Consider the following 26,477-nt stretch of genomic DNA (forward strand, 5'->3'; position numbering starts at 1 on the left):
TCAAGACTCAAGGATATTAGCCTTGAGCTTTTCCTCCCCGCCGAAAGTGCTTTACAACCCGCAGGCCTTCTTCACACACGCGGCATTGCTGGATCAGGGTTGCCCCCATTGTCCAATATTCCCCACTGCTGCCTCCCGTAGGAGTCTGGGCCGTGTCTCAGTCCCAGTGTGGCTGGTCGTTCTCTCAAACCAGCTACCGATCGTCGCCTTGGTAGGCCGTTACCCTACCAACAAGCTAATCGGACGTAGGCTCATCCAATAGCGCAAGGTCTTGCGATCCCCTGCTTTCCACCGTAGTGCGTATGCGGTATTAGCTTAAGTTTCCCTAAGTTGTCCCCCACTACTGGGTAGATTCCTACGTATTACTCACCCGTCCGCCACTCTACTCGGGGGTTGCCCCCCTTTCGCGTTCGACTTGCATGTGTTAGGCATGCCGCCAGCGTTCAATCTGAGCCAGGATCAAACTCTTCAGTTCAAACTTCTCGGCTGCTTGAGGCAACCAATCTTTTTGCGATGAAAAGCGACCCTTTGAATCAACTCAATTGACTCTAAGGTTGCTTACATCGACAGTCTTTGGTGAAACCGACCATCAACGCAAGCACCCACACAAATTACTTGATCTATATTGTTAAAGAGCGAACCGAGGACTTAAGTCTCGGCGAGAGGGTCATTATTACAGAGTCGGCGAGCAGCGTCAACTCCTACCCTCTTGGACATCTTCTAAACCCGCCCCGGCAACTCACCCGGGCAGGCGGCGCATTATACGCGGCGTTGGGAAGGCGTCAATAGGGCTCGTCAGCGCACGGTTACCCGGACGAATTTACGTTTGCCGACCTGCACCACTACCGGCTCACCGGGTGAGAGTGTCAAAGTCTTATCACTCACCCTCTCGCCATTCAAGCGCACCCCGCCCTGCTCAATCATGCGGAGGGCCTCGGAGGTGCTGGCGGTCAGGCCGGCCTGTTTGAGCAGTTGGGCGATGGGGAGCGGGGTGACGCCTGCCTGGAGTTGTACTTCCGGCATTTCATCGGGGATGGCGTGCTGCTTAAAGCGCATCTCAAAGTCGTCGAGGGCTGCGTCGGCAGCCTGTTGGCTATGAAAGCGCGCGACGATCTCCTTGGCAAACTGCACCTTGATGTCACGCGGGTTGCGCCCTTGCGCGGCCTCTTCCTTCCAGTGCGCGATCATGGCGCCGGATTCGAACGAGAGCAGATCAATATAGCTCCACATCAGTTCGTCGGAAGCGGACATGAGCTTACCGAACATGTCGTTGGGCGGCTCGGCGATGCCGATGGCGTTGCCGAGCGACTTGGACATCTTGTTTATGCCGTCGAGACCCACTAACAGCGGCATGGTGATGACCACCTGCGGCGGCTGGCCGTAGTGCTTTTGCAGTTCGCGGCCGACCAGCAGGTTGAATTTCTGATCGGTGCCGCCGAGTTCGACATCGGCCTTGAGGGCGACCGAGTCATAGCCCTGCACCAAGGGATACAAGAATTCGTGGATGGCGATAGGCTGGCCGCCGGTGTAGCGCTTATGGAAGTCGTCACGTTCCAGCATGCGGGCGACGGTGTGTTTGGCGGCGAGGCCGATGAGATCGGCCGCGGACATCTCGCCCATCCAACTGGAATTGAACATGACCAGGGTCTTTTCCGGGTCGAGTATCTTGAAGATCTGCTGTTCATACGTGCGGGCGTTTTCGATTACTTCATCGCGCGACAAGGGCTTGCGCGTCACGTTTTTGCCGGTAGGGTCACCTATCATGCCGGTGAAGTCGCCGATCAGAAACAGAACTTCGTGACCCAAGTCCTGGAATTGACGCAGTTTGTTGATGAGCACGGTGTGGCCGAGGTGCAGGTCGGGCGCGGTGGGGTCGAAACCGGCCTTGATGCGCAGAGGCCGGCCTGACCGGAGGCGTTCGCGCAATTCACTTTCTACTAATATGTCCTGGGCCCCGCGCTTGATGATCTCCAGGGTCTCGGCGGCGGATGTCATGGTGTTTCCTTAGAAATTTGCGACAAGATTAGCATATTTTGGGGCTCTCTCCGGCCTGACAGCCGAGCAATCCGCCGGAACAATGAAGATTGTGGCACGAAATTTGAGAACGGCAGTAGATTAAGTCTGGGTAAAGAGCATTGACCGGAGCGGCCAATCCGATTATGGTAGCGGTTGTTTTTTATTAAGGGGGTTGCCCATGCACTACATGACCTTTCTGAAGCGTCTATTAGAGTTGCCCATGCTCCCGGAACCCCAGAAACCCGCATTTTCACACCTGCATTGGGCGGTGCTGCTGGCCAGCCTGGTCATCATAAGCAGCTTCTTGGTACTGATATCCGGTAAGGCCGAGGCGACCCGTGACGAGGGATCGGTACTGGCCAAGCGAGCGGCCGATCCCGGCCTCGCCAACAAAGCCACCGGAACCGTCACTCTTCCCCTCACTCTCCCTCCCTCGCCGCAAACTACTCAGATACCTCCACCGCAATCCATTGCTCCTCAACAGGCATGGCAGACCCTTACGGTAGGGCGCGGCGACAATCTTTCGGTTCTGTTCAACCGGCTGGGACTAAGCGGGCAACAGGTGCAGGACGTCATGGACCTTGGGGACGTAACCAAGCCGTTGACCCGCCTCAATCCCGGTCAACATATCAAGCTCCGGCTGGATGATAACAAGCAGCTTCAAGAGCTGGTGTACGAGGTGCAGGAGAAATCGCTGCGCGTGTTCCGCGAGCAAGGCAAGCTTCAGGCCAGCAGTATGAGCCAGGAGGTAGAGAAGCGGGTACGTTATGCCACGGGCGTGATCAAAAGCTCGCTGTTCGAGGCCGCTCAGTTGGCGGGGATGAAGGACACCTTGACCTTGCAGATGGCCAAGATCTTCGGCTGGGATATAGATTTTGCGCAAGACCTGCGTGAGGGCGACAGCTTCACGGTGGTCTACGAGGAGCACTACATGAACGGCGAGCGGCTACGCGATGGCGACGTCCTTTCCGCCGAGTTTACCAATCAGGGTAAGACCTATAGCGCGCTACGCTTCAAGGACGGCGACAGGAGCCCCGGTTATTTCACCCCCGAGGGCCTGAGCATGCGCAAGGCCTTTTTGCGCACGCCGGTGGACTTCACCCGGATCAGTTCCGGCTTTTCGGTGGCCCGCTATCACCCTATTTTGCACCGGATGCGCGCTCACATGGGGGTGGATTACGCCGCGCCCAACGGCACGCCGATCCGTGCGGCGAGTAATGGTAAGGTGGCGTTCAAGGGCGTGAAGGGCGGGTATGGCAATACCCTCATCCTGCAACACGCCGGCACGTACAGCACCCTCTATGGACACATGTCGGGGTTCGCACGCGGGATTCGTCAGGGCAGCCCGGTGCAGCAGGACCAGGTGATCGGCTATGTGGGGCACAGCGGCCTCGCCACCGGCCCGCACCTGCATTACGAGTTCCGCATTGCCGGCGCGCACCGTGATCCCTTAAAAGTCGCGCTACCCAAGGCTGAGCCGATTCAGCCCAAATACAAGGCCGAGTTTTCCAAGCAGGCGCGCAGCCTGGTTGCGCAGATGGATCTGTTCAAGAACGGTTCGAGAATCGCAGCCGCCGCCAACTCGCCGTGACGGCCTTGGCCGGATGAGGTTGGCCGAATGAATTCGGCCCTACAGTCTTCAATGCATGTCTAGCCTTTTTATCGGGCTGATGTCCGGCACCAGCATGGACGCGGCGGATGCCGCGCTGGTGGATTTCAGCGCCGGCGAACCCAAGCTCATCGCCACCCACCGCACTCCGCTCACAGCGGAGCTGCGCGCCGCCCTGCTCGCGCTGTGCATCCCCGGCCCGAACGAGATCGAGCGCATGGCGGAACTCGATGCGCGGCTGGGCGAACTCTTTGCCGAGGCCGCGCTTGCGCTGTTAAAAAAATCCGGCGTTAACGCCACTGAGGTACTGGCCATCGGCAGCCACGGCCAGACCGTCCGTCATCAACCCACCGGCCCCTATCCGTTCAGTCTGCAGATCGGCAATCCCGCATTGATCGCACAACGCACCGGCATCACCACCATCGCCGATTTCCGCCGCGCGGACATCGCGGCGGGCGGCCAAGGCGCGCCGCTGGCGCCCGCGTTTCACAACGCGGTGTTGCGCTCCTCCGGGCATGATCGCGTCATCGTCAACATCGGCGGCATGGCCAACATCACTATCCTTCCCAAGGACGCAAAGCAACCCGTCACGGGTTTTGATACCGGGCCGGGCAACGTGTTGCTCGATGCGTGGGCCGAACGCCACCTCGGAAAATGCATGGACGAAGACGGCCGTTTTGCGGCGACTGGCAAGATGCACGAGGGATTACTTGCCGGCCTTTTGAGCGACAGCTATTTTGCACTCGCCCCGCCCAAGAGCACGGGGCGCGAGCATTTCAATAACGCGTGGCTCGATGCCGCGCTGAAAAGTTACAGCAAGGTCTCAGCACAAGACGTGCAAGCGACACTGTGTGAACTGACCGCCGCCTCAATTGCTGTCGCCATTCAAAAACATGCTCCCGCAACTAAAGAAGTGTTGATCTGCGGCGGCGGCACGCATAACGTGCATTTGATGCAGCGCTTACGCGCGCGCTTAAGCCGGTGTTCAGTCGAATCTATTGAGAAATACGACATCAGCCCGGACTGGGTCGAGGCGATGGCCTTCGCCTGGCTGGCGAAGCAAACGCTGGAAGGAAAACCGGGGAATCTGCCGAGCGTCACCGGCGCGAGGCGTGCGGTAGTGTTAGGCGCGATTTACTCAAGCAAGATAGAAGTGTAGGGTGGGTTAGCGAAGCGTAGCCCACCGGAACAGGAACCAGCCCACAGAGTGGGTACGGCTTACCCCCCGCCCTGACCCTCTCCCAGAGGGAGAGGGAAGGCTCTCGTTTTTATCTTGTATCTTTTCTCTTGTATCTTTTATCTGTCTTTAAGAGACACATACTCCCGCAGCGCTTCGCCGGTATAGACCTGCGTCGGTCTAAAAATGCGGTTGTCGGCGATCTGTTCGCTCCAATGCGCGAGCCAGCCGGCGGTGCGGGCGACGGCGAAGATGGCGGTGAACTGGTCGGCGGGGATGCCGAGTTCGGTGTAGAGGATGCCGGAGTAGAAATCCACGTTGGGATATACGCCCTTGGCGGCCAGGCGGTCTTTCGCCGCTTCTTCGAGCGCGTGGGCTATGGCGTAATAATGGCTGACTTCACCGCCGCGGTGCTGTACCAGTTTTTCGATCAGGTCATGCAGCACCACGGCGCGAGGGTCTTTGACCTTGTATTCGCGGTGGCCCATGCCCCAGATGATTTCCTTCTGGCTGAGTTTTTTATCCAGCCAGCCTTCCACCTTGGCGGGCGAGCCGATCTCATCCAGCATGTGCAGCACGCGCTGGTTGGCGCCGCCGTGCAGCGGGCCTGAGAGCGCACCGATAGCCGCGGAGATCACGCTGTAGGGGTTGGCGAGCGTCGAGCCGGTGACCATGGCGGCGAAAGTCGAAGCGTTGATGGTGTGCTCGGCATGCAGGATGAGGCAGGCATCCATCAGCCGCGCTATGAACGGTTCGGGCTCCTTCCCGGTAAACATATAAAGGAAATTGGCGGCGAAGCCGAGATCGGCGCGCGGCTCGATCAGCTTTTCGTCGCGGCGCAGGCGCTCCCAATAGGCGACCAGCAGCGACATGCGCGCGGCGATCTTGACCGACATGGTGCGCACATAGTCCGGATCGGCGTAGGAACGCGCGCTGGCAGGCTGCGATATTTCGTCGGGATAGAACATGCCGAGGCTCGCCACAACGCTCTGCAGCATGTGCATAGGGTGGCCTTTACGCGGCAGGTGGCGCATCATGCCGATCACTTCGGGCTTGAGCACACGCTGGTTGCGCAGCTCGGTGTCGAACGCCTTGAGCCGTGCGGCATCCGGCAGCGCGCCGTCCAGCAACAGCAGCGCGGTTTCTTCGTAGCGGCTGTGCTCGGTGAGCACATCTATCGGGTAGCCGCGGTAGGCGAGTATCCCCTGCTCGCCGTCTATGGAGGAAATGCTGGACTGCGTGGCGGGGACGCCCGCAAGCCCGCGTGCGTGAGCACTCATCGTTTGATTCCTGACCTATCTAAAAAAGCTAAAAGGAGGCCTCGGCCTCCTTCTTAGGGTAACCTCAAAGCAGGCCGATTTCACACGGAGAAGGAGGAACCGCAGCCGCAGGTGGTGGTGGCGTTGGGGTTGCGGATCACAAACTGGGCGCCCTCTACGCCCTCGGTGTAGTCAATCTCGGCGCCGACCAGGTATTGGTAGCTCATCGGATCTATCAACAGGGCGACATCGTGATTGACGATCTTGGTGTCGTCCTCGTTGATCTTTTCGTCAAAGGTAAAGCCGTACTGGAAGCCGCTGCAGCCGCCGCCGGTGATGAACACACGCAGTTTGAGGGCGTCATTGCCTTCTTCGGCGATCAGTTCGCGCACCTTGGCCGCGGCGCTGTCGGTAAAGACCAGCGGGCTCGGCATTTCGTTGGACAATACGTTTGCGGTTGTGCTCATCATTCATCTCCACTGCCGGATACTATTCACTGGTAAAAAACCATTATCCCCTCTCCACCGGGGGCCGTCAATGAGACGGAAAGCCGCATTGCAGCCGTATTTCCAGCAGGCTGTTAAGGCATCAGCGCGGCGCCGCCAAGACCCGCACGTTCATCCAACCCGAACTGGATATTCATGTTCTGCACGGCTTGTCCCGCCGCGCCCTTCACCAGGTTGTCTATCACGGACAGCACGACCGCCGTGTCGCCGCCTTGCGGGCGGTGGACGGCGATGCGGCAGACGTTGGCGCCGCGCACGCTCTTGGTCTCCGGGTGGGCGCCTTGGGGAAGCACGTCTACAAACGGTTCGTCACGGTAGCGCCGTTCATAAAGCGCCTGTAGATCGGTCTTGGCGTCCTTGAGCTTCGCGTAGAGCGTTGCATGGATGCCGCGTATCATCGGCGCCAGATGCGGCACGAAGGTGAGCGCGACCGGCTGGCCGGCGGCCTGCGCGAGACTTTGCACGATCTCCGGCAAGTGGCGATGGCCGGGCACGGCATAGGCCTTGAAATTCTCACCCGCCTCGCCGAGCATGAGATTCATTTCCGCCTTGCGGCCGGCCCCGCTGACGCCGGATTTGGCGTCGGCGATGAGCTGTTGTATGTCCACCAAGCCTTGTTCAACGAGCGGCAATAAACCGAGCGTTACCGAGGTGGGATAGCAGCCTGGGTTGGCGACCAGCCGCGCCGTTTTAATGGCCGCGCGGTTCAATTCCGGCAGGCCGTACACGGCCTCGCTCAAGAGCTCAGGACAGGCGTGCGGCATACCGTACCAATGCTGCCAGAGCCTGGCGTCCTTGAGTCTGAAGTCGGCGGCCAAATCAATGACCCGCACGCCCGCGTGCAGCAATTCCGGCACCTGGGTCATGGCGGTGCCGTTGGGGGTGGCGAAAAATACGACGTCACACTGCGCGAGCGTCTTGGGATCGGGCGCTGAAAATTTCAGCGCGACGTGGCCGCGGAGGTTGGGAAAGATGTCCGCGACCGCAGTGCCCGCCTCGGCGCGCGAGGTGATGACCGTAAGTTCAACGTTCGGATGTTGACTGAGCAGGCGCAGCAGTTCGACGCCGGTATACCCGGTGCCGCCTACAATGCCTGCCTTGATTAAATCCTGTGCCATGCCGTTCCCTTTACGCTCTAGCATTCATTATCAACACGCTTATTATACAACTACTTATGGACGCAATCCGGCCCGAGTTTTGCACTTTTTTTGATTTTGGGCTATTTTGAAGGACTATGAAGAACAACAGTATCAAGCGATCGGTGTTGGCGGGCGTGACTTTATGTTGCGCATGGGCGACCGCCGAGGCCGATATTTACAAATTCGTGGATGAGAATAACGTGGTGCACTTCAGCAACGTGCCGGACGACCCGCGGTATACCGTGTTCATGAAGGAGCCCCGCTACAAGACACGGATTAATGGAGCACAGAGCGCGGCGGCCGCAGCCGCCAACCGCGAGCGCTTCAGCCCGCTGATCGCCGGCATGGCGAAGTATTACAAGGTGGATGAGGCGTTGCTGCATGCGCTGATCCTGGCGGAGTCCGGCTATAACCCGAACGCGGTTTCTCCCAAGGGGGCGACGGGCTTGATGCAACTGATGCCTGACACCGCTAAACGCTACGGCGTCACGAATATCGCCGACCCCACCGCCAATCTGCATGGCGGCACGCGCTATCTGCGCGATCTGCTGCTGATGTTCAAGAATAACGTCCACCTGGCGCTGGCGGCCTACAACGCCGGTGAAAATGCGGTCATCAATAACGGCAACCAGATCCCGCCCTACGCAGAGACGCAAAACTACGTCACCAAGGTCATCGGGTCATACTACAGCTCTAAAGTCAGTACGCAGTAATCACGGGTCAGTAAGTAAGATACACTTCCCACTGCGTTCCCGCCCCCTATGTAGGGGGCGGGATAGGGTGGGGGTAGGTAAAACAGGGTATTTACTCAGGAGTCACATCATAAGCAGTGTTGCCTTACTTTGTGACTCCTGAGTAATCACGCCTCACGCAAGCTGTGCAAGGGTGGATGCCGAAGGACGGACAGCAGCCCCAATGTGCCGGCGATTCCTACACCGATTCCACCAGCGGTGATCCCCATCAGCCACACCCCAGGATTGAATATGTAGGGCAGGTGTAAAACATACTGCGCCAGCACGTACCCCAGGACGCTCGCTGCCAGCGCGGCCACCAGACCGGCCAACACACCCAGAGTAATAAATTCAGCGAGTAGACCCGACACGATCTGGCGGCGGCTGGCGCCCAATGTCCGCAGCATGGCGCTATCGTGCAGGCGTTCGTCCTGAGTCGCTTGAATCGCGGCATACAAGACCGTCAGGCCCGCCAGCAGGGTAAAAGCGAAAACGTACTCCACGGCAAGCGTGACCCGCTCGATGATATTGCGCACCTGCGCCATGATCGCGGCGACATCAATCACGGTAATATTGGGGAAGGTTTTGACCAGCCTGTTCAATACCTCATAGCGCTCCGCGGACAAATAAAAGCTGGTGATATAGCTGGTCGGATACGGACTCAAAGAACCGGGCGTTGCGATAACGAAAAAGTTGACGCGAAAGCTGTCCCAATCCACCTTGCGCAGACTCGCCACCTTGCCGGCAAACTCTTCCCCGGCGATGAGGTAAGTGAGGCGATCGCCCAACTTGATGCCCAGGGTTTCGGCGATGCCCTGTTCCACCGAGTAAAGATTTTTCCCACTATCATCAGGCCGCCACCAGCGTCCGGAAGTGATTTGATTGTCATCGGGCAACGCCTCGATCGAGGATAAATTGAATTCACGCTCGACCAAACTTGCCGCGCGTTGATCCTGATAATCGTTTGGGGAGATGGCCTTGTCATTGATCTTCACGAGCCGCCCCCGCACCATCGGGTAAAGTTGGATTGCAGGCATGCCTTCGTCCGCAAAAAACCTGCGCAATGCGGAGAGCTGTTCCGGTTGAATGTTGATAATGAAACGATTGGGCGCATCGCGCGGCAAACTCCCCTGCCAGCTCGCCAGCAGATCCGCGCGCACTAGGGTAAGCAGCAGCAAGGCCATCAGGCCGATGCCGAAGGCGAGGATTTGCGTCACGCTGTTTGCAGGACGCCGGGCGATGTTGGCGAGGCCGAAGCGCCATGCCACGCCCACCCTCTCCCGCAGTTGGCCAAGCAGCCGCACCAGCAGCCAGGCCACGGCGCCCAGGAACGCGAGCGTGGCGACGGTGCCCAGCACGAGATAGAGACCCAGCTTCACGTCGCCCGCCTGCCACACCATGAGCGCCGCGAACACGACCCACCCGATGCCATATACCGACGCACCGCGGACAGGCAGGCCGATTTCACGACGCAGCACACGGAGGGTGGGGACGTTTTTTAATGCCAGCAACGGCGGCGCGGCGAAACCCAACAGTGCGACCATCCCTGTCAGCAGGCCGAATCCCACGGGACGCCAGGACGGCGGCGGCAATTCCGCGGCAACTATGCCGCCTAACAGATCGGTCAGCGCGCTGTGCGCGGCGTACCCTGCGGCACACCCTACACTGCCGGCGACCAGGCCCAGGGTGAGGAGTTGGGTCAAATAGATCCAGGTAATGAATGACTGACGCGCGCCGAGGCAGCGCAATAGTGCGCAGGCGTCCAAGTGGCGCTGACTGAAACGGCGCGCAGCGGTGGCGATGGCCGCGCCCGCCAGCAACACGCTGACCAGCGCCGCCAGGCCCAAAAAGCGCTTGGCGCGCTCCAACGCCGCGCGTACCTCGGGCCGTGCGTCACTAACCCCTTCCAATTTCTCTCCGGGAGCGAGGCTAGGACTTATTCTTTCGCGATAGCGGGTTATGCCGTCCACCTCGCCGGACAGTAACAGACGATAGCGCACCCGGCTGCCGGTTTGTATGAGCTTGGTCGCCGGGACATCGTGGAGATTCATCAGCAGGCGCGGCGCGATGCTGAACAAATCGCCGCCCCGGTCGGGTTCGTGAACCAGCAGCGCGCTGATTTTTAATTGAGATTCGCCCAGCTTGATCGTGTCGCCGGGCTTGACCGCAAGTTGCGAGAGCAGCCTGCTATCCCCCCATGCCGTACCGGGCGCCGGAATGCCGGTGACCGGCGCCTCCGGGCCGAACTGTTGTTCAGCAATCCGCAGTTGGCCGCGCAGCGGATAACCCGCGCTCACCGCCTTGACCTCGGCAAGCTGGTTTTTATCGCCAGCCAGCAACATGCTCACGAAGCTCGTGGTCTCGGCGCTGCGCAATTTATATTCATCGGCAAGCTGTCTGAATTGATGATCGACGGGATGATCCGAGACGATCAGCAAATCAGCGCCCAGCAGTTCATTGGCCTGATACTGAAGGGCCAGCTCCACGCGGTCTGTGGCGAAACCGACGGCGCTGATGCTCGCCACCGCAATGACCAGCGCAAGACCCAACACGCGCAGCTCCCCCGCCCGCCATTCCCGGCGCAGCAAGCGGAACGAAAACAAGAATATTTGCCTCACGCGACGAGTCTCCCCGCCTCGAGTTTGAGACGCCGGTGGCAGCGTTGCGCAAGCGCCTCATCGTGGGTGACCAGGATCAGTGTCGAGCCCTGCTCTCGATTGAGATCAAACAGCAGATTGATAATGCGCTCGCCGGTCGCCTGATCGAGATTTCCGGTCGGTTCGTCGGCGAATAATAACTTGGGCCTAGGCGCAAATGCGCGGGCGATGGCAACCCGCTGCTGTTCGCCGCCGGAGAGTTGTTTCGGATAGTGATGCAGGCGATGAGAGAGGTCAACGCGCGCCAGCACCTCGCTTGCCGCGATGCGCGCCTCACGGCCGCGACCGGCAAGTTCGAGGGGCAGCATGACGTTCTCCAGCGCGGTGAGGCTGGGTAATAACTGAAAGGCTTGAAAGACGAAGCCCGTCAACCGGCCTCGCAACTCGGCGCGGCCGTCTTCGTCCAGCGCGAAAAGATCGCGTCCGTTGAGCGTCACTCGTCCAGCGGTAGGCGTATCGAGCCCCGCAAGCAGGCCGAGCAGCGTGGTCTTGCCCGATCCGGAGGCGCCGAGGATGGCCACCGCTTCTCCTACCGCCACCTGGAGATTGATATCTTCCAGTATAACGAGCATGCCCTCAGGGCCGGCGACTTGCTTCCCCAGGCCTTCTGTCTGCACAATGGGCGGCGATGAAACGTCTGGCACTACACTATTTCCTTTTTGTCTTTGCTCTTGTATTGCCCGCGGCGACCAACGCCGGCAATGCAACGATTCTGGTGTTTGGCGACAGTTTAAGCGCGGCCTACGGCATCGAGCAAAACGCCGGTTGGGTGAATCTGTTACAACGCCGTTTACAGCTAACCGCGCCACGTTATCAAGTCATCAATGCCAGCATCAGCGGGGACACCACCAGCGGAGGGCTTGCCCGTCTCTCGCGCGCACTCGATAAACATCAACCGGAGATTGTGATCGTCGAGCTGGGCGCTAACGATGGTTTGCGCGGCCTCTCGCTCGAGGAGACCCAAAAAAATCTGGCTGCCATCATCGAACAAATCCTGAGCCGCAAGGCGCGGGTGCTGCTCGTCGGGCTACGCCTGCCTCCCAACTATGGCCCCGATTACACGCGAAAGTTCCACGAGATCTATTCCAGCCTCGCCAAGCGTTACCGCGTACCGCTGGCGCCCTTTTTGTTAGAAGGCGTGGCCGGCAACCCGGAATTGATGCAGCAGGATGGGCTACATCCGCGCGCCGTGGCGCAACCCAAAGTGCTGGAGAATGTCTGGCCCGTACTGAAACCGATGCTAACCGAACGGCGTTGATTCGTGGAGTTGCAGGCCGTATTGTTCCGGCGCGGCCAGCCCTACGACATCGCCCAAGCGTATCTCGCCATCGCGCAATACTCGCGCCGTGATACCCCCGTGGCCGCGCATCGCGTGATGGCCTCCCGCACCGAGAGTATCCTCCATGCGGCTGCACGGTTCGCACAAACCTGTTCCCTCCAGGAGTGCGTCGCCGATATAAAACTGCTGAGTCTTGAGCGCCAGGAGATTGATGCCCGAGATCACCAGGTTGCGGCGTAATAATTCGGGTTGCACCGTCTCGCAGCCGCACAGCGCACCAATGACGGCCAGGTGTTCAAATTGGATCAGGGTGACTTGGCGATTGCCGCCCTGTTTGGAGTAATGATCACCGGACAGGCCCGACGCTCTTTCCAGCTTCGCCGACGACACGGCGACGAGCGGCCCGCGGTGAGCGGGTCTCAGGCCTATCCACTCGACACGGCCGATTTGCGGGTAGACGTTCAGCAATTCAGAGAAATTCCGCATGCGTCTTGACAGAATGTGCAGCGATTGGCAAGGTTAGGTACTTTGAACTCAAGGGGAACACTGTGACTCATCATATCCTGCGCTCGCCCGCTTTATCTGTAAAGGTCGCCGACCAGGGCGCTGAACTGCAATCGCTCAAACTGACCGACGGCCTGGAACTGTTGTGGCAGGCCGATCCCAGGGTATGGCCACGCCATGCGCCACACCTGTTTCCCATCGTTGGACGTTTGCCCAATGATACCCTGCGCCATAAGGGCAAGGCCTACACTCTAACTCAACACGGCTTCGCCCGCGATCTGGAATTTATCTGCGAAAATAAATCGGATCGCCATTGCACGCATCTGCTCACCGACTCTGAACAAACCCGCGTCCGCTACCCGTTTGCCTTCGAGCTGCGCATTACCCATGCGCTGGAAGGCAATACCCTGACCATTAGCTATGCGCTGCGCAATCCGGCGAATACTGAACTGCTGGCCAGTGTCGGCACCCATCCGGCGTTTAGCTGGCCGCTCAAGCCCGGCATCGAGCGTACCGCGCACAGCATGACCTTCGAGCGCGACGAACCCGCGGCCATCCGCCGTGTGGCGGGCGGCTTGTTGAAAACAGAGACCTATCCCACGCCGGTGAAAAATCGCGTACTACATCTCGCGGACGATCTGTTCGTGGATGATGTAGTGATCTTCGATAAACTGAACAGCCGCGCGCTCACCTGCACAGCACCGGGCGCGCCCAAGATTCAGGTCAAATTTCCTGACTTTCCACATCTCGGCATCTGGACCAAACCCGGCGCTGGATTTGTCTGCATTGAGCCTTGGCAGGGGCATGCGACGCCGGGAGACTTCGACGGTGAGTTCCGCGACAAGCCGGGGGTGGTTGACGTCGCCCCCCAGTCTGAACGCACATGGCAATACACGATAGCGGTCATTGAAGGAGAACAGGAAGCGAGGAGGCGATAGCGGACGAGCGGTGTGCGACGCCCCCCGCGTAGCCGTAGGACCGGATGTTTTGTCGGAGTCCGCGCGGTAGCGCGGGTGGAGACAAAAAGGGTTATCTGTTCTCAAGACCGGCGCCAGCCGAGGAGTTCGAGAGGTTGCTGGACAGACAATCCAGGTGAGACCGTTATTTCCCAGTGCCTGGATTTATCCTCCGGGCGCACCAGTTCTTGAAGAAGCGCCATACTCGGCCCTCGATCTCCAGATAGATGCGCGTGTCCGAGCAGGACAGATGCGCACTCGCCACCGGGGACGGGTCGTACCACCCCGATTGCTCCCTACTTTGAGATAGCTTCTAGTAATCTCACGCCCTTTAGACGAAGTGCTGATAGCCAGTGCGTATAGGCTCGAATAGTTCGCCATTGACCAACCGGCAACGCAGGCCCAGTGTTTCCTCTATCATACCGATGCAGGTGCAACGGCACGGGAACTGTTCCATCGCCTCCAATAATTTAGCCTGATTTTCCCGTGGCACGGTAAAACAAAGCTCATAGTCATCGCCTGCGCTGAGCGGCAAATTCCAGCCGCCTGCTTTGTCTAGCACAGAGGACACCGCAGGCGAGAGCGGCAAGCTTTCTAAGTGCAGCGTGGCACCCACTCCGCTGGCATCGAGGATATGACCAAGATCGGCGGTGAGACCATCGGAGAGGTCAATTGCCGCATGGGCGATGCCGCGCAAGGCAAGGCCTTCCTTGACGCGCGGCTCAGGCCGGTTGAGTCGCGCCATGACGCGTGCGGCCTGTTCAGCGGATAAGCTGATCTTTTCCTGCAGCAGTAACAACGCAAGGCCCGCATCACCCAACTCGCCGGTGACATAGATCAAATCGCCGGAGCGCGCCGCAGAGCGGCGGAGGGCGGTACCTGCGGGCACTAAACCGTGAATCTGTACAGTGATGGCGAGCGGCCCGCGCGTGGTGTCACCGCCAATCAGTTGCACGCCGTAACGTTCGGCGAGATTAAAAAACCCTTTACTAAAGCTTTCCAGCCAGGGCTCATCTGACTCCGGCAGTGTGAGCGCCAGCGTCGTCCAACGCGGTTCTGCGCCCATCGCCGCCATGTCGCTGAGACTGACCGCAAGTGCTTTATAGCCGATATCGGCGGGATGCGTCGCGGCGGGAAAATGCACGCCCTTGACCAGTGTGTCCACCGAGACCGCCAGTTCCATGCCCTCAGGCACATGAAGTATAGCGGCATCGTCGCCAATGCCGAGAACTATCGCAGGATCTGTCTTTTGCTGGCGGGTAAAGTATTGCTCAATGATGTCGAACTCGGAGAGCGCCATCAGGCTAGGTTGCCTTCATTTCAGTTACGCGCAAATTGCGCGCAACTTTGTCGAGCACGCTGTTGACATATTTATAACCCTGCTCGCCGCCAAACACCTTGGCCAACTCCACGGCCTCGTTGATGACCACGCGATAAGGAACGTCAGGGCGGAACTGCAACTCATAGGCACCGATGCGTAAGATAGCACGCTCGACCGGGTCCACCTCGGCCAAGGGGCGATCGAGGGCGGGGGCGATCTGAGCATCGAGTTCCTCGAGGCGCTTGGGGACCTGGCGCAACAATTCCTGGAAGTAGGCGATGTCCACCTTACGCATGTCCTGCTCTTCAGAGAATTGCGCGTCAATTTCGTTCATGTCTTGCCGCGATACCTGCCACTGATAAAGCGCCTGCACGGCCTTGTGCCGCGCCAGGCTGCGCGCCCTGCTCACGTGCCCGCCTCTTGTTTTGATTGCGCTGCGCCGGATGTTGCGGCGTGCTCGTGCTCCTGCTCAAGATCGCGCAGGAGTTGCACCATCTGCAACATGGCCAACGCTGCCTCAACGCCCTTGTTTCCTGCATCGGGTCCGGAACGTTCGATGGCCTGTTGCTCGGTGTTGACGGTCAGCACGCCAAAGCCGATGGGGGTATTGTACTCGAGACCTAGCTGCGCAATGCCTTGTGCGCAGCTCCCCGCCACATAGTCGAAGTGGGGGGTTTCACCGCGGATGACAACTCCGAGCGCGATGAGTCCTGCATAGTGCCCCGTCGCGGCAAGTTGCTGGGCGGCGAGCGGAATTTCAAAAGCGCCCGGCACCTGAACGATTTTTACCTGATCGCGCATGACGCCATGGCGCTCAAGCGCATCCAGCGCACCGCGCAGCAGACCGCCTACGATGGCATTGTTATAACGCGCGGCGATGATGCCGAAGCGCAGACCCGTGAGGGTGAATTGAATGTGCGTGGAGTGATTAGGCTTCATATCTATTAGGGAAACTCTGAAAAATTCATCTCTGAATTTTTCAGAGACGGCCGCTCCTGCGCATCCCTGCGCCCGCGGTATTGGGGCTTCCTGCCCGGCAAAAAGCAAAAATGTGATTTTTTCTTTTCTTCATTTTTCAATCACTCATTGTGATTGAAAAATGGCGGCACGTCCATATGCCGCGGAACCCCTGAATAAATCAGGGATTCCTTAGAACTTATCCATAAATAATTTACCGCAGAGGGCGCAGAGGAATCAAGAAGGATTTGTTTCTCCTCCGCGTCCTCCGCGGTGAAGCTTTTTCACCGCAAGGGACACAGGGGAACTATTTATGGATATGCTCTTAGTCTTTCGTGACGTATTCCACAACCTCAAGATCAAAACCGGATAGGGCATGGATCTTCATGGGCGTGCCGAGTACGCGCATCTTGCACACGCCCAGATCTTTGAGAATTTGCGCGCCGATGCCGTAGGTGCGCAGATCGCCGGCTTCCGGCCGCACCCAGTGTAACCCTTTCTGCTGCGACTGATACTGTCCAATTTCCTGAAGCAGGGATTGATCGCTGTCGGGCCGGCGCAGGATGACCACCACACCGCTTTCTTGAGCGGCAATATAGCGCAGTGCGCGCGCGAGCGACCACCCGCCTTCTTCGCGCAGCAGGGCGAGGGAGTCCAGGCCTTGCTGTAGATGCACGCGCACCGGCGTGGCTGTATCAGGCCGCAGCGCGCCACGTACCAAGGCGAGGTGTACGTGATTGGACAGGGTGTCGCGAAATACTACCAATCGGAATTCGCCATACTCGGTTTTCACGGGCTGCTCGCTGAGTTGCTCCACTGTCTTTTCATATTGGATGCGATAGTGAATGAGATCGGCGATGGTGCCTATCTTGAGATGATGTTGTTCCGCAAACATCTCCAGATCGGGACGGCGCGCCATGCTGCCGTCTTCGTTGAGTATCTCGACGATCACCCCGGCGGGCTCCAATCCGGCGAGGCGTGCGAGATCGCAGCCGGCCTCGGTGTGTCCGGCGCGCGTGAGCACCCCGCCCTGTTGAGCCATGAGGGGAAAGACGTGTCCCGGCTGCACGAGGTCGCTAGGTTCGGCATGTGGAGCGACGGCAGTGCGTATGGTGTGGGCGCGGTCGGCGGCGGAGATGCCGGTGGTAACGCCTCGGGCAGCCTCGATGGAGATGGTGAAATTGGTACCGTGCTGAGTAAAGTTGTCGGTGACCATCAGCGGCAGACGCAATTGCTCGCAACGCTCCCGTGTAACGGTAAGACAAATCAACCCGCGCCCGTAACGCGCCATGAAATTGATGTCTTCCTGCCGCACCTCTGCCGCGGCCATGATCAGATCGCCTTCGTTCTCACGGCCTTCGTCATCCATGAGGATGACCATCCTGCCGCTGCGGATGTCGGCGATGATGTCTTCGATGCTACTGAGCGCCATGCGTTATGACCTTTCCGACGCACCAGGATGTGCTAGTGTCGCGGGAGGCAGGATGCCGGAAGCGACCGATATCAAGCGCTCGAGGTATCGGGCAATCATGTCCACCTCCAGGTTGACGGCGTCACCGGCTTGCAGCGCGCCTAGCGTGGTCTCTTGCAGGGTGTGCGGCACGAGATTGACCTCGAATCCCGGCCCATTAACGGCGTTTACGGTAAGGCTCACGCCATCCGCACAGATCGCGCCTTTGGCGGCGATATATTTGGCCAGTTCGCGTGGGGCTTCGATGTGCAAACGTACCGAGCGGCCCTCTTCAGTGCGCGCCACAACCCGGCCTACGCCGTCCACATGACCACTGACCAGATGCCCCCCCAGCCGAGTCGCAGGGGTAACCGAACGTTCCAAATTTACCGGACTGCCCGCTTTGAGCAGATCCAGCGCGGTGCAGCGCAAGGTCTCGGCGGAAACGTCCGCATAAAAATGACGGCCGTCGAGTTCCGCCACCGTGAGACAGACTCCTTGCACCGCGATGCTGTCGCCCAGGCGAATCTCCGCCAAGTCTAATTTGCCGGGATGAATGCCGAGACGCACATCAGAATCCTTGTTTTCAAAAAGCGCGATCTTGCCTATAGCCTCGATGATACCGGTAAACATGTGGGAGTATGGAACTGCTCAAAAGGGGTTTTTCAATCACTAAGGAGAGTACCAGTTGCGGAGCGCGCCCACAACCGGGGAGAGATGAAAATCTCCCAAGCCCGAAACGTATCGGACTTGGGAGCACTAGCGCTACATTTTGCTTGCGGTGACCTTTAGCTGGTCAATTGCGTCGCCCCTGACTCCAATGGACGGCGCTGGCGGTGGGATATGAAAGGCCGCTGCCCGGGATTCCACATAATCTTGGATTTGCTCGTCCGTGACATTGAGTAGCCTGTCTCTCTGGTCCAACCAGTCGCCCCGTACCTGGCCCATAATCTTATCGTAGAGATCGGGATCCCAATGCGGCTCCGTCCCCATGATGAGGACCGGGCAGATGCGCAGATCCAGTGCATGATAAATACGATTGAGGTTATCTGCAGCCAGCTGGTCTTGGCCATCCCAATTACATACAGTACTGGCGTTCACGAGATATCTATTCAGGTCCATAGTTGGCCTCCTAACGATGATGGAGCTAGGGACCCCGACGGTAAGCCCCTAGCCGGTTGGATTACCACTCTATCCGGATGAGTGACCGGGTATCTACAGTATTAGACTACGCCCCAGGAGAGTTCGTTGCAAGCGCTTGGACGGGCAGCAAGAAAAATATCTAACTATTTGAAAAATAAATAAAAAATATATTGGCTCACAGTGCCCCATGTTGCTTTCGGCCAGCCAGCCTTTATTCATCATCATCTTCCAAGATGATGACGCCGTCCGCGCTGCGCCGCACGTGGGTGATACCCGGATGCTGCACCTCCAGCTCTTGGATAAGCCGGTTTTGACGCTGGATCTTATCTTCCTGGGCGCGCACCTGATCGGCCAAACGGCGGTTCTCGGCCAGTGTGGCGCGATGCGCCAGCGCATGCGCCACCGTCGCGCGCAAATCATAGTCACTCCAGGGTTTGGCGATGAAATGGAAGATCTGTGCCTCATTGATGGCGCCTAACAAGGCATCGAGATCGGTATAGCCGCTCACAAGCAGGCGCATTGCGTGCGGCTGGATTTGCTTAAGCGCCATGAGGAAAAAGACGCCGTCCATGCCGGGCATACGGTAATCCGACATCACCAGATCGAATTCGGCGGCGCGAGCCCGCTTGAGCGCCTCCGTGGCGTTGGTGTAGCTTTCGACCTCATAGCCGTCGCTCTTGAACAGGCGCTGCAAGGCGTGCAGGATATTTTCTTCGTCGTCTACCAGCAGGATATGTGGCATAGACTATCCCTCTACGGGTGGTTTTGAACGTAGATCGTGAACCCGCGATCCGCCTCCCGTTCGAAGGCCTTGATCTTTTTGATCAGGTCGGCATTGAGTGCACGGGCCTTGGTCAATAACAGCCTTCCTTCCGGATCAATCAGGTCGCGGGACAGTATCTGTCCCTCGCACACGTCCTCCGACGACAACGGAACCTCTCTCTGCGGCAGCAAGCCATAGGATTGAGTCTCAATGGTCTTAAGAAAGGTATCCACCACGACGGAGTCGTAGCGCGTGCCGCGATTGCCGACCAGAAAGGCGCGCGCCTCGGCCGGGCTCAATTTGACGTCCAGCAGGGAGCCGATCTGCAGGGCATCGTAATCGTTAACCACGGCGAGGATGCGGGCGCCCATCGGTATGTGTGATCTCGCGAGCCCATCGGGAAAACCCTTGCCGTCGTAGCGCTCATGATGCCCGCGGATAAATACCGCCGCCTTCTGCAACTGATCCAGCCCTGTCAGGGCGGCCTGCCCGACCTCGCAATGCCGCTCGATGCGTTCACGATCCTGGCGGGAAAGGGCGATGTAGGGCTTATGAATGAGATGATCGGGCAAGCCGATCTTGCCGACATCATGCAACAGCGCGGCAAAATAGACGTCCTGGATCTCTTCGTCCATCAACTGCAACTGTTGCGCGGTCACACGTGCATGCTCCGCCACCCGCCGCGCATGGCCGGCGGTGGCGCCGTCGCGCAGTTCGACGAGATTGGCGAACACGGAGATGGTTGCGATGTAGCCCTTTTTTAATTCGTTAAAGGCCAGATCCAGCATATCGGCGGTCTGTTTTATTTCCTGGGTCCTCGCCTCCACCCTTTTTTCGAGGTTGGCGTTAAGCTCCTGCAACTCCTCATTTTGCGTGAGTACGATCTGCTCCAGACGTTTCTTCTCGCGCTCCAGGTGCTGGCCCTGCAAGGCATGTTGAACCACCAGGCGGATGTCGTTATCTTCCCAGGGTTTGCTGATGTAGCGGTAAATTTTGCCCTTGTTGATCGCGTTGATGGTGGAAGTAATATCGGCGTAGCCCGTCAATAAAATGCGTAACGTATCCGGCCATCTCTTTTCAACCTGTTCCAAAAACGCGGCGCCATCCATATTCGGCATGCGCATGTCCGAAATGATGAGGTCAACCGCCTCCTTCTCCATGATTGCCAAGCCTTCGGCGCCGCTCAATGCCGTCAGGATACGGTAACCCACCGGCCGGAACAGCCTTTGCAAGGACGACAGAATATTCGCCTCATCATCCACGAACAGCAAAGTGACAAGATCCTTGGCCTCCGCCGCCGAACCATTTTGCGTTGCTTGCGCTGTACTCATCTCATACCTCTCTTAAACTTCAAGCGCTCGCCGCAGCGAGCGGCTGCTCGACCCTAGCCACCTCTTGGCGTACCGGTAACCATATCTTGAAACAAGTACCCTTACCCACTTCGCTTGCCACCTCGATTCTGCCCTTGTGCTTATTCACTATGCCGTAGGCCAAGGACAGTCCCAGGCCCGTGCCTTTTCCCACCGGTTTGGTGGTGAAGAACGGATCGAAGATGCGTTTCAGGTTTTCCGGCGCGATGCCCTTGCCGCTATCGGCCACCTCAACGCATACCCAATCATCCTGGGTAAGGGTACGCAGTGTAATTTTGCCGCGTTCCTCGATGGCGTGCGCGGAATTGACCAGCAGATTCATAAACACCTGGTTGATCTGCGAATACAGACATTCCACCAGCGGAATGTCGCCATATTCCTTAACGACATCGGCCTTGTACTTGATCTCGTTGTTCACGATATTCAAGGTGCTGTCCAGGCCCTTGTGCAGATCGGCCCACTGCCACTCGGCCTTATCCACGTGCGAGAAGTCCTTCAGGTCCTGAACGATTTGCTTGACGCGATTGATGCCCTCCCTGGATTCGCTCATCAGGTTGGCGACATCCTTGCGCAAAAAATCCACGTCAATACGTTTCTTCAGCGCGGCGATGTCGGCGATAACCTGGGCGCCGCCAGGTTGCCGGCTGAATAAAGGCTCGGCCTGCTCGTAGCTATCCAGCACCTTCAGCAAATCGGCAAGATACGTTTGCAAGGCGCCTATATTGGAAGAAATGTAGCCGACGGGGTTGTTGATCTCATGCGCGACACCCGCCGCCAGCTGTCCCACCGAGGCCATCTTTTCCGATTGCAATAATTGATTATGCGCCTCTTCCAGCTTGTAGTTCATCTTCTGCATTTGCTCGTTCATCGCGGATAGTTCCTCGATGCGTTGTTGCTGCTCCTCGCGCAACTGCGTCTCATATTGGGCCAGCCGCTTCTTGTTATTGACCTGGCCGAGCACGCGATTCACCGCCTCGGGCAGATAGCCGATGGATTCGGTCGATTTGATGATGAAGTCATGCACGCCGGCGCGTAACGCCGCAATCACCGTGCTCTCGTCGCTCAAACCCGTGGCCATAATCACGGGCATATCGTAACCTTCGGCCTTGAGTTGTTCGAGAAATTCGAGGCCGGTCACCCCGCCCGGCAACATGTAATCCAGCACCATCAGATCCACATCGCCCTGTTTGACGACCGGGTAGGCATCCTCGGCGCCGGCGGCCACAACAACCTTGTAGCCCGCCTTTTCCAGACTGCGCCGCTCCAGCGTGGCGATGCCGAGATCGTCTTCAACGACCAGTATCTTGCCAGTTTCCATACATCTCGCTCCTGATGCTTAAAATTTATTCCCCGCGGTCTTGCAGCGGGCTCCTCGGCGATGGGGTTTCCAAAAGGGAGAGGCCCTTTGGGTCGCCTACGCGATTTCACATCACGCTGTGCGAAATGAAATTACTGTTATTGGTTTCGGGTACGCGTACAATTTGCAAGAACAGTCCGAGCCGCCGTATCACCTCGCAGAAGGCGTCATATTCAACCGGCTTGGTAATGTACAAGCTGCATCCCGCCTCATAGCAACGTTCGATCTCGCGTGGATCATCCGTGGTGGTGAGTATCACAATGGGGATAGATTGGCTATGCTTATCCGCCTTGATATGCTGCAACGCCTGTATGCCGTCCATGCGCGGCATATTGATATCGAGCAGCATAAATAATGTACTGGGGCGGGGCCGTCCCGTATAAGCGCCCTGCGACAGCACATACTCCACAGCCTCTTGCCCATCTTTGACCCTGACGATTTCGTTCATGATGCCGGCGCGGCGTAGATTGCGCTGCACCAGCGTCGCGTGGCCGTCGTCATCTTCTGCCAACAGTACGGTCGCCGCGTGTGCCTCTGTCATACTATTTTCCTTCTTGCTTTCTCAACATACTCTTATAATTAGCGGATAGCGCGCGCTGTGCGCAAGCTGTAGCTACCTGACATTTATGTCGATACCGCTGACGCCAGTGTTCATATCTTTCCTCTAGGCTAAATGCTCAGCGGGTACTTTTACGACTTGTAAAAACAATCCCAGCCGGCCCACGGCTTCGGAAAATTTTTCGCTATCAATCGGTTTGGTGATATAGATGCCGCAACCCAGCTGGTAACAATGTGCGATCTCGTTCGGGTCATCCGTAGTGGTCAACATCACCACCGGTATGGTTCGGGTCGCCTCTTTCGCCTTGATCTGGCGCAGTGCCTCGACGCCGTCCATGCGCGGCATGTTAATGTCCAACAAAATCAGCAGGCGATTCATGTGGATACGACCGGTATATGTGCCTTGCGCGTGCACAAAATCCAGGGCCTCCTGACCGTCCTTCACGCGCACGATCTCGTTAACGAAGCCTGCCCGCTTCAGGCTGCGCTGTATCAACATGGCATGCCCGTCGTCATCTTCCGCCAAGACGATGGTGATTGGTTGTATTGTCATTTCGCTTTATCCTTATCTCTAACCGTGATAAGCCATTGCTGTGGAGCACGCGGAGGAGAAACAAAAATATTTTGATCTTATTACTCTGCGCCCTCTGCGGTTTTACTGCCTATCCCCTGGGAAGCCCCTCACGCGTCTCAGGAAAACAGAACGTCTTCCGCTGCCGGGGTATCACTAAAAATAGGCGCCTGCTTTATTTCTTGTGAAGGCAGCGCCACGAAAAAGGTCGTGCCCGCACCCTCGGTGGATTCCACCGTGATCCTGCCGCCATGCCGCTCCACCATGCGCCGCACAATGGCGAGCCCAATACCCTCACCCTTCGCCGAATCGGGGTGAAAGCGCTGAAAAATCCGGAACAACTTGGTCTTCGCCTGTTCAGATATCCCCAAGCCGTTGTCCTTCACGTAATAGATATTCAATACCGCGTTGTGCGTGGTTTCCTTATCGGCGCAACAACCCACTTCTATAAGGCCTGGCTGCTTTGGATCCAAATAATTGAGCGCATTGCCAATCAGGTTGGCGAAGATTTGCTCGACCGCGCCGGAGTCTACCCACGCGGCGGGCAGCTTATGCACCGTCACCGTGGCACAGCGTTGGCTGATGATGGTTTGCATAGAGTCAATAATGCGCTTTACGATAGAATTCAGATCCACATGCTGCATTTGATACTCCACCCGCCCAACGCGCGATAGCTGTAGCAGGCCATCCATGATGTTGGACAGGCGCACCACGCCGGCCTGGATGAAGTGCAGCGAACTCGACATGTCCTCGTCAATCAATGCCATGCCGCGTTTTTGCGCCTCCGGCGTGCAGTTACCTTCGACCAATACTGCGCGCAGGTCCTGGGCCACCATCTCCAGCTCGCGACTAAAACCTTGCAGATTGACCAGCGGCGAGCGCAAATCATGCGAGACGCTGTATACGAACATGTCGTTTTCTTCATTCTTGCGTGTTAAATCAGTGAGGTAGTACTCAAGCTGTTTCTGGTTGGACTCCAGGTCGGCGGTACGATCCTGCACACGGCTTTCGAGCTCATGATTAAAGGTGGCGAGTTTTTCATAACTTTCGTCGAGCGCCCGTTTCTGCTGCTTGAGATCGGCTACCGCCCCTCTTAAGGTGATCGCATTACGCTGCAGTTTGATGAGCACATAGGCGATGTAGCCCAGAAGCAGCATGGGCAGCACATACAAGCCAATGCGATATCTGTTCGATTCCTCTATCCTTGCGGTGTAGTGGGCGTCGTACGCCCCATCAAGGGCCTGGTAATTTTGCGGGCTGGGCAGCCCCATTAGCTCGGTAACCAGGGCGTCTACGGCGGGTTTTTGTTGCAGTATGATGTTGGCGTGAACAAGAATCAGTCTGATATTATCACGCACCCCTTCAGGGACGCTATCCAGCCTCTTCGCAACCGCATCGCTGTGCTCATTGATATGCGCCTTGACCTCTTCATTTCCGGTTACCGTATAATTCAGTACATCCACGGCCAAATCGCTAAGCTCATGTTTCATCTCTTCATCCAGCTTATCCAGATCTTTCGCCTCATCGCCGACCGTGATGACGACCTGCGTTGGAAAGTAACGTAGCGAGTTTTGCAGGATGGCGTTTTTTGACTTGAACAACTCCAGCAGACGGTCTTTCCTCAAGAATAATTGCAAGGCCTGATCGGTGAATCCGTCTATGTCTTTATGGCCTTTATGGTAGAGCGTGGCAGGGTCTTTCTTGAGACTCGTCTGTAACAACCTGGATTTTTCAACGGCGCTTACAAGGGGATCGTAGTTGGCGAGCCTGCCGTAGCGCGACATCAAGACATTGCTGTTCACCGCCGCGTCCAGTTGCGCAAGATCATGAAGGGTGTCAATCATGCCGTCATGCCCCTTGCTGTCCACTGCTTGCGTCTTTACGTATAAAAATAAGAACATCGCAACGCATACCGATCCCAGCAGAACGTGTTGTAGCCAAGCTCGCTTCATAACAACGGCTTTCCTTTATATTCGCCGGGCAGGGTGTGTAAAAATTTAATAATCAGTTGCTTGTGCTCGGGGGTAATGTGCCTGCCCAACTGATACCTGGCCATATAATCAATGGCGGTGCTTAAATCCGCTACCCGGCCATCGTGAAAATAGGGCGGCGTAAGCACCACCAGCCTGAGGCTGGGTACTCGAAACTTGTGCAGATCCTCCTTGTCTTTAGTGACGTTGTAGCGCCCCAGATCGGCCTGGACCTCGTCGCCGCGGTCCTTGAAATAGTCGGCCATGATTCCCAGGGTCTGGAACATGTTTCCCCCCACATTTGTCCCCTGGTGACAGGCCACGCAGCCATAGGTCTTGAATAACACATAGCCCGCCCGCTCTTCAGCGGTTATGGCGTTTTTGTCGCCGCGCAGGTATTTATCGAAGCGCGAATTAGGCGTGCTGAGGGAACATTCAAAGGTCGCGATGGCGTCCTTGATGCTGCGTTCGTGTATGCCGAGACCCGGGTATAGCTTGGAAAAGGCCAGCACATAGTCCGGGTCCTTGTTCAGCTTGCCCAGCAACTCCGGCCAGTCGGACGCCATCTCTTTGGGGTGATGTACAGGGCCGTCTATCTGATCTTCCAGCGTAGCGGCGCGACCGTCCCAGAACTGCTTATAGTTGAGGCCGCTGTTAAATACCGTCGGCGAGTTGACGTCACCGGAGCTGCCGCCGCTACCCAGTGAATGCACCTTCCGATCGGTACCGCCCAAGCTTAAGTCGTGACAATAGGCGCACGAAATGGTGTCATCGTGTGACAGCCTGGGCTCGTTAAACAGTTTTTCGCCCAGCGCCACCTTTTCCTTATTCAGCGGCAGTGACAATGGAATGGGGCGAATAGGCTCATTGGCGTAGTCTGGCCCGCTTAAACCCGTCAGACATTGGGTCAACTCCGGCGTCATCGTCAACGCTTCGGCGGGTTTATGCAATGCCATGAATACAGCGCCGACGCCTGCTGCACCAAGTAGTATGGCTAACGGCAAAACAACCTTCGGATTCATGATGGCCTTCCCTACTATAGGGGTATCAACCCTACGAAGTGCAAGTTGTATGCCACTAATGGAGATGATGCCGGGAGGCTCATGATCTCTTGGGATGTAAAAACACCACTGCGGAGGGCGCGGGGGAGAAAGACGAACCGTTTCGATTCATCTGCGTCCTCC

The 26,477-nt window shown here is 57.7% G+C and carries 25 protein-coding genes and 1 rRNA gene; 5 read left to right on the plus strand and 21 right to left on the minus strand.

The window, feature by feature from the left end; all coding sequences use genetic code 11:
- Together HY028_00005 and HY028_00010 are read right to left on the minus strand one after the other, a co-directional pair.
- A 16S ribosomal RNA gene (locus HY028_00005) occupies window positions 1–481 on the minus strand; the annotation flags it as partial.
- 314 nt (window positions 482–795) lie between these two features.
- Window positions 796–1,995 carry a tyrosine--tRNA ligase gene (locus tag HY028_00010; GenBank protein MBI3343264.1) on the minus strand — a complete coding sequence of 400 codons (1,200 nt, stop codon included), beginning with the start codon at window positions 1,993–1,995 and terminating at the stop codon, window positions 796–798.
- A 199-nt stretch (window positions 1,996–2,194) separates the two neighbouring features.
- Here HY028_00010 and HY028_00015 point away from each other — a divergent pair, with 199 nt between their 5' ends.
- Window positions 2,195–3,607 carry a peptidoglycan DD-metalloendopeptidase family protein gene (locus tag HY028_00015; protein ID MBI3343265.1) on the plus strand — a complete coding sequence of 471 codons (1,413 nt, stop codon included), beginning with the start codon at window positions 2,195–2,197 and terminating at the stop codon, window positions 3,605–3,607.
- Between the two features lie 55 nt (window positions 3,608–3,662).
- Window positions 3,663–4,784, plus strand: coding sequence for an anhydro-N-acetylmuramic acid kinase (locus tag HY028_00020; GenBank protein ID MBI3343266.1), 1,122 nt, complete (start codon window positions 3,663–3,665; stop codon window positions 4,782–4,784).
- Between the two features lie 137 nt (window positions 4,785–4,921).
- Here HY028_00020 and HY028_00025 read toward each other — a convergent pair whose 3' ends face one another.
- The 3 genes from HY028_00025 to HY028_00035 form a co-directional block, all read right to left on the minus strand.
- Window positions 4,922–6,082 carry a citrate synthase gene (locus HY028_00025; protein MBI3343267.1) on the minus strand — a complete coding sequence of 387 codons (1,161 nt, stop codon included), beginning with the start codon at window positions 6,080–6,082 and terminating at the stop codon, window positions 4,922–4,924.
- Between the two features lie 80 nt (window positions 6,083–6,162).
- On the minus strand, window positions 6,163–6,528 hold the full coding sequence (gene erpA, locus HY028_00030) for an iron-sulfur cluster insertion protein ErpA (GenBank protein ID MBI3343268.1): 366 nt from the start codon (window positions 6,526–6,528) through the stop codon (window positions 6,163–6,165).
- 113 nt (window positions 6,529–6,641) lie between these two features.
- Entirely contained in the window at window positions 6,642–7,685 is a 1,044-nt protein-coding gene (locus tag HY028_00035; protein ID MBI3343269.1) for an N-acetyl-gamma-glutamyl-phosphate reductase, read from the minus strand.
- 116 nt (window positions 7,686–7,801) lie between these two features.
- Between HY028_00035 and HY028_00040 the strand changes: the two genes are divergently transcribed.
- Window positions 7,802–8,419, plus strand: coding sequence for a lytic transglycosylase domain-containing protein (locus HY028_00040; GenBank protein MBI3343270.1), 618 nt, complete (start codon window positions 7,802–7,804; stop codon window positions 8,417–8,419).
- Between the two features lie 146 nt (window positions 8,420–8,565).
- On the opposite strand, the gene HY028_00045 is transcribed toward HY028_00040, so the two are convergent.
- On the minus strand, window positions 8,566–11,046 hold the full coding sequence (locus HY028_00045) for an FtsX-like permease family protein (protein ID MBI3343271.1): 2,481 nt from the start codon (window positions 11,044–11,046) through the stop codon (window positions 8,566–8,568).
- A 5-nt stretch (window positions 11,047–11,051) separates the two neighbouring features.
- Window positions 11,052–11,666 carry an ATP-binding cassette domain-containing protein gene (locus HY028_00050; GenBank protein MBI3343272.1) on the minus strand — a complete coding sequence of 205 codons (615 nt, stop codon included), beginning with the start codon at window positions 11,664–11,666 and terminating at the stop codon, window positions 11,052–11,054.
- A gap of 56 nt (window positions 11,667–11,722) precedes the next feature.
- Between HY028_00050 and HY028_00055 the strand changes: the two genes are divergently transcribed.
- On the plus strand, window positions 11,723–12,352 hold the full coding sequence (locus HY028_00055) for an arylesterase (GenBank protein ID MBI3343273.1): 630 nt from the start codon (window positions 11,723–11,725) through the stop codon (window positions 12,350–12,352).
- Here the strand turns inward: HY028_00055 and HY028_00060 are convergent.
- On the minus strand, window positions 12,335–12,859 hold the full coding sequence (locus HY028_00060; protein MBI3343274.1) for an MOSC domain-containing protein: 525 nt from the start codon (window positions 12,857–12,859) through the stop codon (window positions 12,335–12,337). The two genes, HY028_00055 and HY028_00060, sit on opposite strands and share 18 nt — an antisense overlap.
- Before the next feature lie 62 nt (window positions 12,860–12,921).
- Here HY028_00060 and HY028_00065 point away from each other — a divergent pair, with 62 nt between their 5' ends.
- Window positions 12,922–13,815 carry an aldose 1-epimerase family protein gene (locus tag HY028_00065; protein MBI3343275.1) on the plus strand — a complete coding sequence of 298 codons (894 nt, stop codon included), beginning with the start codon at window positions 12,922–12,924 and terminating at the stop codon, window positions 13,813–13,815.
- A 349-nt stretch (window positions 13,816–14,164) separates the two neighbouring features.
- On the opposite strand, the gene thiL is transcribed toward HY028_00065, so the two are convergent.
- The 13 genes from thiL to HY028_00130 form a co-directional block, all read right to left on the minus strand.
- Window positions 14,165–15,133, minus strand: coding sequence for a thiamine-phosphate kinase (gene thiL / locus HY028_00070; protein ID MBI3343276.1), 969 nt, complete (start codon window positions 15,131–15,133; stop codon window positions 14,165–14,167).
- Window positions 15,134–15,137: 4 nt separating this feature from the next.
- Entirely contained in the window at window positions 15,138–15,563 is a 426-nt protein-coding gene (gene nusB / locus HY028_00075; protein ID MBI3343277.1) for a transcription antitermination factor NusB, read from the minus strand.
- Window positions 15,560–16,093 carry a 6,7-dimethyl-8-ribityllumazine synthase gene (locus HY028_00080; GenBank protein MBI3343278.1) on the minus strand — a complete coding sequence of 178 codons (534 nt, stop codon included), beginning with the start codon at window positions 16,091–16,093 and terminating at the stop codon, window positions 15,560–15,562. Before HY028_00080 ends, nusB begins: the two co-directional genes overlap by 4 nt.
- A 343-nt stretch (window positions 16,094–16,436) precedes the next feature.
- The gene (gene ribB, locus HY028_00085) at window positions 16,437–17,543 is read right to left on the minus strand and encodes a 3,4-dihydroxy-2-butanone-4-phosphate synthase (GenBank protein ID MBI3343279.1); all 1,107 of its coding nucleotides are present in this window, start codon (window positions 17,541–17,543) and stop codon (window positions 16,437–16,439) included.
- A 3-nt stretch (window positions 17,544–17,546) separates the two neighbouring features.
- Window positions 17,547–18,194 carry a riboflavin synthase gene (locus HY028_00090; protein ID MBI3343280.1) on the minus strand — a complete coding sequence of 216 codons (648 nt, stop codon included), beginning with the start codon at window positions 18,192–18,194 and terminating at the stop codon, window positions 17,547–17,549.
- Window positions 18,195–18,326: 132 nt separating this feature from the next.
- Window positions 18,327–18,683 carry a hypothetical protein gene (locus tag HY028_00095; protein MBI3343281.1) on the minus strand — a complete coding sequence of 119 codons (357 nt, stop codon included), beginning with the start codon at window positions 18,681–18,683 and terminating at the stop codon, window positions 18,327–18,329.
- Between the two features lie 232 nt (window positions 18,684–18,915).
- On the minus strand, window positions 18,916–19,446 hold the full coding sequence (locus tag HY028_00100; protein MBI3343282.1) for a response regulator: 531 nt from the start codon (window positions 19,444–19,446) through the stop codon (window positions 18,916–18,918).
- Between the two features lie 11 nt (window positions 19,447–19,457).
- Window positions 19,458–20,798, minus strand: a complete 1,341-nt coding sequence (locus tag HY028_00105) for a response regulator (protein ID MBI3343283.1) — start codon at window positions 20,796–20,798, stop codon at window positions 19,458–19,460.
- Window positions 20,799–20,817: 19 nt separating this feature from the next.
- Window positions 20,818–22,155, minus strand: a complete 1,338-nt coding sequence (locus HY028_00110) for a response regulator (protein ID MBI3343284.1) — start codon at window positions 22,153–22,155, stop codon at window positions 20,818–20,820.
- Between the two features lie 106 nt (window positions 22,156–22,261).
- Complete coding sequence (locus tag HY028_00115; GenBank protein MBI3343285.1) at window positions 22,262–22,735, minus strand: response regulator; 474 nt, start codon at window positions 22,733–22,735, stop codon at window positions 22,262–22,264.
- A 123-nt stretch (window positions 22,736–22,858) separates the two neighbouring features.
- Window positions 22,859–23,305, minus strand: a complete 447-nt coding sequence (locus HY028_00120) for a response regulator (GenBank protein MBI3343286.1) — start codon at window positions 23,303–23,305, stop codon at window positions 22,859–22,861.
- Window positions 23,306–23,442: 137 nt separating this feature from the next.
- A complete protein-coding gene (locus HY028_00125; GenBank protein MBI3343287.1) occupies window positions 23,443–25,224 on the minus strand; it encodes a hypothetical protein in 1,782 nt (593 codons plus the stop codon).
- Between the two features lie 47 nt (window positions 25,225–25,271).
- A complete protein-coding gene (locus HY028_00130; GenBank protein ID MBI3343288.1) occupies window positions 25,272–26,216 on the minus strand; it encodes a cytochrome B6 in 945 nt (314 codons plus the stop codon).
- Window positions 26,217–26,477: the final 261 nt, after the last annotated feature.

This window comes from Gammaproteobacteria bacterium, from assembly GCA_016195665.1.
Classification (GTDB): Bacteria; Pseudomonadota; Gammaproteobacteria; order SURF-13; family SURF-13; genus JACPZD01.